Origin of the sequence: Pseudoalteromonas sp. S1608, from assembly GCF_005887265.1 — a bacterium.
GTDB lineage: Bacteria > Pseudomonadota > Gammaproteobacteria > Enterobacterales > Alteromonadaceae > Pseudoalteromonas > Pseudoalteromonas undina.
In genome coordinates this window covers 192,874-203,833 of the sequence record NZ_PNDK01000014.1, presented here as the reverse complement: position 1 = coordinate 203,833, position 10,960 = coordinate 192,874, and the positions used below count along the sequence as shown (strand labels likewise).

Below are 10,960 nucleotides of genomic sequence, written 5' to 3'. Positions count from 1 at the left end.
TTAATTAATGCGTTGTGTATTTACTATACTGTTCTCTGAACCAAAATTATTAGCCCGATAACCATCAGCCTGATGGTCGTTATCCCACTGCTTACCATTAATCAAATAACGAAAGTGAAACTCTTTATCAACAGGCAAACGCTGTTTACACTTAAACACACCCAACTTTTTATTCAGTTTCATTGGCACTGGCTGCCAATCATTAAACTCCCCAAGTAAACAGACATCATCAGCATCAGGATGAGAAAATTCAAACGTGACTTCTGCTTCGTTTTTTGTCTTAAAAAAGCGTTTATTCAACATAATAGGCTCCAACTAAACCGTAAGGGTTATTCATCTTTGCCACAGGCCAAACAGCTTAAATAGGCGATGTGGAATCCATTCATTCACATAAAAACAAGCTTAAAGTTAAACAAAACTTTATTTACGCATTATTACAGTGCGTTATTTATTTTACCGCACTAGGTTGGTGCAGTTTTCAACCATTTTAAACAGGTTTTTAGGTAAGCTCTTTAACTGAGCAATTTTTAAACCAACTACACCCGATTAAATTTCTTTTACAACAATTCACACATAATCGTTTTTTATTACCGCATTGAGGTTAAAAAACCTTTAGCTTAACCACATCATCAGCGATAATAATTATCTACCTAGCCAATGCCGATAAATATTTAAAAACTATGATTAAAAAAAGCATTCTTATTACCTCTGTTATTGTTTTTCTCACTACCATTGCTGTTGTGGGTAGTTCAATTTATACACTATATAGTAAAAAGCTTGTCTCTGTAGACCCAAAGTTAAAAGAAATTTCCGGCATTGAGTTTGATAAATATAAACGTCTTTGGGCTATTAATGACAGTGGCGACGAACCTAAGCTATATAGACTCAATGACGATGGCTCTATCGCTAAAGAAATTTTAGTCAGCAACGCAAAAAACATTGATTGGGAGGACATGACACAAAATAACTTTGGTCATTTTTTCTTGGGTGACTTTGGTAATAATAAAAATGAACGTAAGTGGCTAACCATTTATAAAATAGAAAACCCGATTGATATTAAAACAAATACCACTGAAGCCGAGATAATTAAATTTACCTACCCAGAATTAGACGGCAGTCCAATACAACCTGATCAACGCAATTATGACTTAGAAGCTTTTGTCGCTTTTGGCCGGCACTTATATTTATTTACTAAAAACCGAACTGAACCCTTTGATGGTATTACCAATGTTTACAAAGTAGGCGATCATGCAGCAAATTTTGACGCCCAGCTAATTGACTCATTTAGAACCTGCACCACCATGGAAAAGTTATGCTGGATCACCTCTGCAGCACTTAGCCCAGATAGAAAAAAACTTGCGCTACTAGACTCAACCAGCATTTGGCTGTTTGAAAATTTTAAAGGGGATAAGTTTTTCTCTGGTGATGTGTCTAAAATTGATCTTGGTATTGTGACCCAAAAAGAAGCGATCACGTTTTATGATGATAATACAATTGCCTTTACCGATGAGGAATTTAAAGGCATTGGCGGTAATGTTTATTTTTTAAAGCTCGATCAAGTTACTAAGGTAAAGGTACAGCGAAGCCACGCACAAGCCCAGTAGGTTAAAATAAATCTATTTCTGAATCGTTTTCTTGTACGTTGATTAGCTGTTCAGCGATTAAATCTTCGTATACACAAAACTTATCTCGGCCATTATTTTTAGCGTAATACAGTGCTTTGTCGGCGCTTTCTATTACAGTGATTGGGAAATCATAAGGGCTAATACGTGCTAAACCAGCACTGATCGTCATGTTTTCAACAAAAGGAAACGAAGTATTTCTGACGAGTTGTAAAAATTCTGCCATTTTATTACATATGGAATCTGCATCAATGGGCTCAAAAACAATCACAAATTCTTCACCACCAAAGCGAAAAATTAAATCGGTTGAACGAAAAAAGTGACGCATTTTTTGCGCTAATATCAGCAGTACTTCATCACCGCAAATATGACCATACTTGTCGTTTATATTTTTAAAATGATCAATATCTAAAATAGCTAACCAAGATGTAGATGCGTATTTTTGTTGCCTTTTACCCTCATCTCGAGATGAACTGTGGACTTTTAATACTTGTTTTTCAATCAGTTGTTTTATTTTTTTCTCAAAAGTTTGTCTATTTAATAGTCCTGTTAATTTATCTCTTTCGTTTTCATGAAGAATCACTAAATAATTTTCAAAAATACGACAAAAAGCATTTAACATCACCTGGGCTGGACTATCTAGGCTGTTTGAAACCACAGAAATTGCGGCGACTGTTTTCTCTTGGCGGGTAATGGGTAACCAACGGCGTTCGATGCCATCTGTTGATTGCACCGTGATAATGCAAGCAGAACGTAAGCAGGATAAAAGCTCATCCTCGGGGTGTGCAACAATTTGTCGTTGTACCCACTCAAATTGCTTTTCACCAGTCACTTTCAAACAAAGGCTTTGTTCAATGGTAAGTTGACCCTGAACTTCTATGTCTTTATAAACTGAAACTTCTTTACACCCAATAAACTCTTGGATGGTCGATATCAAGCTGTATTCAAGTGAGTCTACGTCTCTGTTTTTTGTTATTTTGATAACTGAGTTTAGTAAATTTTCTTGCATTGTACTCCCTAAAGCAAACTGGGCATTAACAACTCATAAATTCAGCATAGACCACAGGGTATAATATGCTAATTAAAATATTGAAATACCAATGTCACCCAGTCTAATAGGGAGCTTTGGGTGAACTTTGAACAAAATATAACTTAGCTATTCGTCATGCAATTTATAAACTTTTCAGATACGAGCGTTATGGCAACCTTATCAGTGTACATAGCCTGACTATTTTTTGTAATAAAGTCAGCACATTGCGCTTGTGATTGTTTGAATTTTTGCTTACATGAGTTTACTGACTCACCAATAACTTCTTGATAAATACTTTCATCACATAAGCTATTGGCAAACTGACTCGCGCCAGTAATAATCTCATCAATATTGACGGGTGAGGATTCTAGTTTGAAAAATATGTCGCTGTAAGTTTCAACCGTTATGTTATCGCTTGAGTCAAATAAAGTGGCCTTTGCACTTAAATATGAGCCACCTATTATTAATAGGGCTGCAGCAGCTAGTGTTGTGTATTTCATAACATTTCCTTGTAATGTTTTTGAGCTGTTTTGCCAAAACGTCCTGTTTCTCACATTGTAATCAACTAGTGTTCTTGCATGTAATAACTATACTTATCAGGTTTGTTTAGTATTGGAGGATTGTGGCAAATGCAGGGGCGAAAAGCCTATTGATTTGGTCAAAAACAATCCTTGTTTCTAATAACGAGGAGATTACAATTAAGTGAGCCTAAATGCAAATAATTAATACTCACTGAATGGTTAGAAATAAATCTAATTAACGCTTAAATTTGGTTTCTAAAATTACCGATGAACGAGTGCGCTCTACCCCATCTAAATTACCTATATCGTCTAATAAGTGGCTTAACTGCTCGAGGTTTTGAGCTTCGACAATGGCAATTAAATCAAACTCACCGCTAATTGCATACAACTGAGATATGGCATCTATTTGTTTTAACTCTACGTTGGTTTTAGTCGTTAGCTTTTGTTTGACCTTTATTGAGACATGTGCAGAAACTAAGCTATTTAAAAAATCATCTCCAAAGTCAACGTTATACCCTTTAATAACCCCACTTTGCTCCAACTTAAGCATGCGACTTTGCACTGTTGAGCGGGATAAATTTAAATGCCTTGCAAGGTCAGAAATACTTGCTCTAGCGTTCGTTTTTAATACTGATAGTAGCTTTTTATCTTGGGGAGTTATCATAATGCTAATAAGGTTCGTTATTTTGACTATTATTCTAATCATTTTTCACAAAATAGCACTGCAAATTTAATCCATAACCTTTGATAATGACATTTTTAATAAGTATGAACGCATTGTATTGCTGAATAAGCCTGTTTTCAGCAACGTTTTTTATGTGATTAATTTAGGTGTAAAAATGCAAGTAACCAGAGATTTATTTAACGACGTAATGGTCCCTAATTACAACCCATCTGCAGTTATTCCCGTTCGTGGTGAAGGCTCACGCGTGTGGGATCAAAATAACAACGAATTTATCGATTTTGCCGGTGGTATTGCGGTTAATTGTTTAGGTCATTGTCACCCTGCATTAGTGGGCGCACTAAAAGAGCAAGGCGAAAAAATTTGGCACTTAGCAAATGTAATGACCAATGAGCCAGCACTTCGCTTAGCTAAGAAAATGGTTGATGCTACCTTTGCAGAAAAAGTTTACTTTGCAAACTCAGGAGCTGAAGCAAACGAAGCGGCTTTAAAGTTAGCGCGTCGCTTTGCCTTGGACAAATTTGGTGCTGAAAAGTCTAAGATCATCGCTTTTAATAAAGGCTTTCATGGCCGTACTTTCTTCACTGTAACTGTAGGTGGCCAAGCCGCTTATTCTGATGGTTTTGGGCCAAAGCCTGCTGATATTGTTCATTGTGACTACAATGATATTGCTGCCTTTGAAGCCTTAATTGGCGATGATACCTGTGCAGTAATGATGGAGCCATTACAAGGTGAAGGCGGTATTGTGCCACCAACCAATGAGTTTGCACAAAAAGTACGTGAGCTGTGTACTAAACACAACGCACTGCTTATTTTTGATGAAGTGCAAACCGGCGTTGGCCGTACAGGTCACTTATACGCATACGAAGGCCTAGATGTTGTTCCTGACATTTTAACCACGGCTAAAGCATTAGGTGGCGGTTTCCCAATTGGCGCTATGATCACGACTACTGACATTGCAGCACACCTAAAAATAGGGACTCATGGTTCTACCTACGGTGGTAACCCATTGGCATGTGCTGTTGCAGAAGCTGCATTTGATACAGTAAATACCCCTGCGGTTTTAAATGGCGTAAAAGAACGTGAACAAATGTTCCGTGATGGTCTAAATGCCATTAACGAAAAATACCATGTATTTAGTGAAATCCGTGGTAAAGGCTTACTTATTGGTGCTGCATTAAATGAAAAATTTGAAGGCCGTGCTCGCGACTTCTTAGTTGCAAGTGCTAATAACGGTTTAATGAATTTAGTAGCCGGAATGAACGTTATCCGCTTTACACCTTCATTAGTGATCCCATTTGAGGATATTAAGGAAGGCTTAGCTCGCTTTGAAAAAGCAGTAAGCGAAGTTGTAAACGGTTAATCACTAAGTAAAACATATAAAGCCCTGAGATAAATGTTTACCTCAGGGCTTTATTGGAGCAAGTAGTTAATGCAAGTATTACGTCCTATTACTGTCAATGATTTTGCAGCACTAAAAGAGATTGCCATTGAATCAGGCCATGGTTTTACCTCTTTACCTGTCGATGATGGACAACTACAAGAAAAAATAGACCGTGCACAAAACAGCTTTACTAAAAATGTAAATAAGCCTATCGATGAAAGCTATTTATTTGTTTTAGAAGACAGTGACACTGGCAAAGTAATTGGTACTACCGCCATAGAAGCGGCCGTCGGTTTGTCTGTGCCTTTGTATCACTACCATTTAGGTAAAACTGTCCATCATTCACCCACCTTAAACGTTTACAATACCGTTGATATTTTAAGTATGTGTAATGACTACACAGGCTGCTCAGAAATATGTACTTTATTTTTACGTGAAGACAGCAGAAAAGGCTTAACAGGGCGGTTTTTATCACGTTCACGCTTTTTATTTATGGCACAACATAGTGAACGCTTTGCCGACACTGTAATTGCTGAAATGCGTGGCGTGAGTGATGAACAGGGGCACTCTCCATTTTGGCAATGGTTACAAGAACACTTTTTTAGTATTGAATTTCCACAAGCTGATCACTTAGTTGGTTTAGGCGATAAAGTATTTATTAGCGAGCTTATGCCTAAATACCCTATCTATGTAAACTTGCTAAGTAAAAAAGCACAAGCGGTGATTGGTCATGTTCATGATAAAACCAAGCCTGCACTTAAGTTGCTTGAAAAAGAAGGGTTTGAACATCGTGGCTACGTTGATTTATTTGACGCAGGTCCCACGGTAGAGGCAAAGCTCGGTAATATTCGCAGTATTCGTGATTCACAAGTGTGCCCAATTACCATTGGTGAACTTGAACATATTAATGAGCAAAGCTCAGATACCCTTGCTATTTGTAATCAAGGGGTTAGCGACTTTAGAGCCACGTTCACTAAACACGCTCATTATAATCAAGCAAAGCACACCTTAGTTATCAGCCAAGAAGTAGCTGATGCACTTCATTTAAATCAAGGAGATGCAGCGCGATTTTTCCGCCTGTAACACTATTTATGAACACACAACTAATTAATAACCAATGGCACGCAGGCCAAGGCCCTGCTTTTAATTCTGTTAATCCAAGCAATGGCGAAGTTGTTTGGCAAGGTAATGGTGCCAGCCCCGAACAAGTTAGCAGTGCTATTGAAGCGGCAAGAGCCGCGCAAATTCAATGGGCAGATATGCCAATTGAACAACGTATTACCATTTTAGAAAACTTCGTTGCCCAATTAAAGGAACACAGCGAAGAATTTGCTAGCATTATTGCTCGTGAAACAGGTAAACCACTATGGGAAACGCGCACAGAAGTCGGTGCGATGACAGGCAAAGTTGCTATTGCTATCCGTGCTTACAATGAGCGAACTGGCACAACCGAAAACCCAATGCCTGGCGCAAAAGCCTTTATTCGCCACAAACCACATGGTGTAGTGGCTATTTTTGGCCCATATAATTTCCCTGGGCATTTACCAAACGGTCATATAGTCCCTGCTATATTAGCGGGTAATACCGTGGTGTTTAAACCATCAGAACTAACTCCTCACGTAGCACAGTTTACTTTAGAGCTGTGGCTAAAAGCAGGCTTACCTGCTGGGGTTATAAACCTTGTTCAAGGTGAACTAGAAACAGGTAAAGCACTTGCTTCACATCAAGATATCGATGGCTTATTTTTTACTGGTAGCTCGAACACAGGGCATTTATTACATAAACAATTTGCAGGCCATCCAGGTAAAATCTTAGCGCTTGAAATGGGCGGTAATAACCCGCTAGTGGTTAAAGATGTTGCTGATGTGAGCGCCGCCGTTCACGATATTATTCAATCGGGCTTTATTACTTCGGGTCAGCGTTGTACTTGTGCACGTCGATTATTTATTGAAAAATCAGCCAATGGCGATGCTATTTTAGAAAAGCTGATCAGCGCAACCAAAAATATCCTTGTAGATGATAGCTTTGCTGACGATCAACCATTTATGGGTGCCATGATCAGTGAAAAAGCCGCCTTAGGCATGGTTGCAGCGCAAGCTGACCTAGTTAAACAAGGTGCTGAGGTACTCGTTGAGCTTAAACAATTAAAACCAGGCACTGGCTTTGTCAGCCCAGGTATTATTGATGTCACTAAAATCGATGAAATCGCCGATGAAGAACACTTTGGCCCGCTAATTAAAGTATATCGTTACACTGACTTTGATAGCGCTATAGCAGAGGCGAATAACACCAGCTTTGGTTTATCTGCAGGTTTACTTGCAGACAGCGAAGATGATTACAGCCACTTTTTAAAACGTATTCGTGCCGGTATTGTTAACTGGAACCGCCCTATTACAGGCGCATCAAGCGCAGCGCCATTTGGTGGCATAGGTGCCAGTGGTAACCACAGAGCTAGTGCATACTATGCTGCTGATTACTGCGCATACCCAGTGGCCTCAGTAGAGTCAGAAAAAGTTAACTTACCGCAAACCCTCGCGCCGGGCTTAATTATTGAATAACAATTTTAGAAAATTTAAGGATTTACCATGCATACTGATGTAAACACATTATTTGATAACTTATGGCAAAACTACCTAACAGTAACGCCATCAGCTGATAAAATTCATGACTTATTAGGCTCAACGCAAAAAGACGACATTATTAACGACCATATTGCACTGCGTACTTTTAACATAGAAAAAGTAGGCCTTGAAAAACTAGCTGCGCACTTTTTAGCTATTGGTTATAAAGAATGTGGTGAATATCACTTTGAAGCAAAAAAACTCTACGCCAAGCATTATGAGCATAGCGATCCGACACAGCCTAAAGTGTTTATTTCTGAATTATTAGTTGAAAAATGTTCGCCTGAGCTACAAGCAATCGTTACGGATATGGTGGCACAAATTGACGAAAGCGCTGTGACTGCCGATAATTTTTTATATTCAGGCACACATTGGCAAGTAAGCACTGATACTTACAAAAAGTTATTAGCTGAGAGCGAATATGCAGCGTGGATGTCTGCGTGGGGTTACCGTGCAAATCATTTTACTGTGAACATTAATACCTTAGCTAAATTTGATAACATCCATGATGTAAACCAAGCTCTTAAAGATGCCGGTTTTGCACTTAATACCTCAGGAGGCGAAGTAAAAGGCTCACCAGAAGTGCTATTAGAGCAATCATCAACATTAGCTGATGAATACGCTGTGACCTTTAGCGATGGCGATATGCGCATTCCTAGCTGTTTTTACGAGTTTGCTATTCGTTATCCAAAACCTGATGGTGAAATTTACACTGGATTTGTTGCAGCCTCTGCAGATAAAATTTTCGAGAGCACCAACGCACGTTAACTGTGTTGTGCTAAATTAAAAAAAGCCCATTTTTGGGCTTTTTTTGTTTCTGAGAAAAAGCTCACTTATAAATCATAAAAACAACGGCTTGTAGTCGTTTTCTAATTGTTCAAATGACAAATTACCAATAAAACGACCAAAGCTCAGCCACGTAGCAAGTCCTCTTAAATCTTTAAAATGAGGCGGCACAAATTGTGGGTTTTCAATCACACCTAAATCATGTAGTTGCGATATTAACCTAAAGTCATCAATTGATATTTTACCCACCAGCAATAGCGGTAATTGGTCAATTCTGCCAAGCTGTATCGCCACCCGAATTAAGTTATAAACCAATACAAAACCTTTTATATAAGCAATGTCTTTAGTAAACGGTAAGCCGGTTGCGGTGCTACCTCTAAATACACGCTGTGCAAGGGTGTAGCTGTCGTCTTTTGATAACCCTTGTGCTACATAATCTCGGTATATATCTACAAACTCAGCACCATCAATCACTTTGGTGACCGCTTGAATACGGTTTACTAATTTTGATAAGCGACGTGGTGTTGATTTAAGAGTGATTATTTCGGTCAGTACTGCAAGCCCTTCTTGGGTAACGGTAGAGCTTGGCGTGCCTTTACTCAAACAAGTTAAATAAGGTTGCGCTAAGCCATTTTGAGTGGTGCCTACATGGATCCAGCCCTCGTGCACCTCTAAAATATCTAATTCGCGCTGAGAAAACTTAACATCTTGATTAAGCTTTATATTGTTAGCTCCTGCTGCCGCATCACTGACAATTCCATCACTAAGCATTACTTCCACATTAATCCCTTGCATACTGGCATTGACCTGCTCAGACAAAATACGCACCGCATCACTGGCATCAATATTTTTAGGATCTTCAGGCAAAATGTTCGCATCAAGCAAACTTTTTAATGGCTGCTCAAGCATATTAGCAAGCTCAGATAACGATGGCTCACCAGCATGAAAAAGGTCTTTTGGATGCCCAAAAAGCTCTACCGACAAGTCATGAAATTCGGCAGTACCTCGGTACTCTAGCATATTAAGCACTGTTTTATATTCGCTACACATTTTACCCATATATTGAGTTATTGGGTTTAATTGCCCCAACTGATTAATAATATTTCGGTGCAGTGTTGAAAATGCTTGGCGCAACTCACTAGGCACAAATCCTAAATCGCGCTGTTGGTAGTAAGCACGGTCTATTAAAGGATTTTTTTGGCATTTTTGCCTAAAAAACTCTTCTTTCGTTTGTTTATCCCAATTAATTGCATCGAGAATTCTAATTGGGGTTTGCAGCGCAATGAGTTGGTCGGATAAGTCACGAGTTTTTAAAAGTAACGCCTTGTCTATCATGGTAAAAGCTCAACATAGAGTGAGCTCTGAGCATAATTTATAAATTAAAAATAGCAAAGCAATATCACACATTCTTGACTATTGTTTTTATGATGATCGACCCGCATATCTATAGCGTATGAAAGAGTAAATAAAGGTGCAGACAATGAAAAATGAAATCGACAACAAACAGATTCTAGCGGTTTACGAACGTATCCAGCAACGTGGTGAAACCACAGAAGAAGGTAAACTTTATCAGGGGGTCACTGCATTTTCTGATATTGACGGCTATACCGTTTACTTACAAGGCAGTGGCGTGTTACTACGCTTTGGATTTCATAATACCTACCATTTAGATTACGAACATGACAAACACAAAGACGATTTTTTGAAGAAACTTTACAACATAGCTAACGAAGAGTAATGCGACCAACAAATAGACGAAATAGACCAACTAGTTCGCGCAATTTGCAGTTTATTCACCAAGTTATTGCGCAATTAAAGGCTGAGCCTGAAAAGCTGCAACTGATAAAAAATAATCTAGCTTATTACCGCGAACAAACACACTTAAAGCGCGGTTTTTTGCTCGCGATTGAACGTTTTGATTGGGTGTTTGAAGCGACTGATAACATCGACGAAATTTGTGAGCAGATTATGGCCGATGACTATATTGGCAATCGTTTAAGACGTTATCCCTTATTATTTAAAGGTGTTGTTGAAAGCTAAACAGCGCCTTATTTTTCTCCTACTTCGCGTTAACATTTGTTTAATTTACCTCCCATATTTCTCTTTGAAACCGGATTTTGATCGCAACAACATATCTATTCCCTTTACCTTTATATAAATGCCCTGCTGGTAAAAAATACAATTAGTACTCTAATAGTTATCGCACTAACAAATAAATCACTAAAAGTTTCACTCACCTCGTAAAGAATTGATTACACTATAAAGAACAACACCAATAAAACATACAAATCATTGTTATTTAAAGACTTTAAAC

At 38.4% G+C, this 10,960-nt stretch carries 12 protein-coding genes; 7 read left to right on the top strand and 5 right to left on the bottom strand.

From position 1 onward, the window contains the following. Positions 1 to 303, bottom strand: coding sequence for an isoamylase early set domain-containing protein (locus CWB75_RS07175; protein WP_010388937.1), 303 nt, complete (start codon positions 301 to 303; stop codon positions 1 to 3). Positions 304 to 680: 377 nt separating this feature from the next. Between CWB75_RS07175 and CWB75_RS07170 the strand changes: the two genes are divergently transcribed. Beyond that, positions 681 to 1,604: a hypothetical protein gene (locus CWB75_RS07170; protein WP_010388938.1), complete on the top strand. Its 924-nt coding sequence runs from the start codon at positions 681 to 683 to the stop codon at positions 1,602 to 1,604. Between the two features lies 1 nt (position 1,605). Here the strand turns inward: CWB75_RS07170 and CWB75_RS07165 are convergent, their stop codons facing one another. The 3 genes from CWB75_RS07165 to CWB75_RS07155 all read right to left on the bottom strand — a co-directional run bounded on the left by CWB75_RS07165 (position 1,606) and on the right by CWB75_RS07155 (position 3,837). Beyond that, complete coding sequence (locus CWB75_RS07165; RefSeq protein WP_138570256.1) at positions 1,606 to 2,631, bottom strand: GGDEF domain-containing protein; 1,026 nt, start codon at positions 2,629 to 2,631, stop codon at positions 1,606 to 1,608. A gap of 143 nt (positions 2,632 to 2,774) precedes the next feature. Then, complete coding sequence (locus CWB75_RS07160) at positions 2,775 to 3,152, bottom strand: hypothetical protein (protein ID WP_010388941.1); 378 nt, start codon at positions 3,150 to 3,152, stop codon at positions 2,775 to 2,777. A 256-nt stretch (positions 3,153 to 3,408) separates the two neighbouring features. Next, a complete protein-coding gene (locus CWB75_RS07155; RefSeq protein ID WP_010388942.1) occupies positions 3,409 to 3,837 on the bottom strand; it encodes an Lrp/AsnC family transcriptional regulator in 429 nt (142 codons plus the stop codon). 175 nt (positions 3,838 to 4,012) lie between these two features. Between CWB75_RS07155 and CWB75_RS07150 the strand changes: the two genes are divergently transcribed. From CWB75_RS07150 to CWB75_RS07135, 4 genes are all read left to right on the top strand, one after another. Beyond that, on the top strand, positions 4,013 to 5,218 hold the full coding sequence (locus tag CWB75_RS07150; RefSeq protein ID WP_138570255.1) for an aspartate aminotransferase family protein: 1,206 nt from the start codon (positions 4,013 to 4,015) through the stop codon (positions 5,216 to 5,218). A 69-nt stretch (positions 5,219 to 5,287) separates the two neighbouring features. Next, complete coding sequence (astA, locus tag CWB75_RS07145; protein WP_010388944.1) at positions 5,288 to 6,322, top strand: arginine N-succinyltransferase; 1,035 nt, start codon at positions 5,288 to 5,290, stop codon at positions 6,320 to 6,322. A gap of 8 nt (positions 6,323 to 6,330) precedes the next feature. Then, complete coding sequence (gene astD / locus CWB75_RS07140) at positions 6,331 to 7,797, top strand: succinylglutamate-semialdehyde dehydrogenase (protein WP_010388945.1); 1,467 nt, start codon at positions 6,331 to 6,333, stop codon at positions 7,795 to 7,797. A gap of 27 nt (positions 7,798 to 7,824) precedes the next feature. Further along, positions 7,825 to 8,628: a DUF1338 domain-containing protein gene (locus tag CWB75_RS07135; protein WP_010388946.1), complete on the top strand. Its 804-nt coding sequence runs from the start codon at positions 7,825 to 7,827 to the stop codon at positions 8,626 to 8,628. A 72-nt stretch (positions 8,629 to 8,700) separates the two neighbouring features. On the opposite strand, the gene CWB75_RS07130 is transcribed toward CWB75_RS07135, so the two are convergent. Further along, on the bottom strand, positions 8,701 to 9,981 hold the full coding sequence (locus CWB75_RS07130) for a flavohemoglobin expression-modulating QEGLA motif protein (RefSeq protein ID WP_075170231.1): 1,281 nt from the start codon (positions 9,979 to 9,981) through the stop codon (positions 8,701 to 8,703). A 145-nt stretch (positions 9,982 to 10,126) separates the two neighbouring features. On the opposite strand from CWB75_RS07130, the gene CWB75_RS07125 reads away from it, so the two are divergent. Both CWB75_RS07125 and CWB75_RS07120 read left to right on the top strand, forming a co-directional pair. After that, the gene (locus CWB75_RS07125) at positions 10,127 to 10,384 is read left to right on the top strand and encodes a DUF3081 domain-containing protein (protein WP_010388948.1); all 258 of its coding nucleotides are present in this window, start codon (positions 10,127 to 10,129) and stop codon (positions 10,382 to 10,384) included. Next, positions 10,384 to 10,686 (top strand): hypothetical protein, encoded by a 303-nt coding sequence (locus tag CWB75_RS07120; RefSeq protein WP_054201207.1) that lies wholly within the window; start codon positions 10,384 to 10,386, stop codon positions 10,684 to 10,686. The genes CWB75_RS07125 and CWB75_RS07120 overlap by 1 nt, the downstream gene beginning before the upstream one ends. Positions 10,687 to 10,960 lie beyond the last annotated feature (274 nt).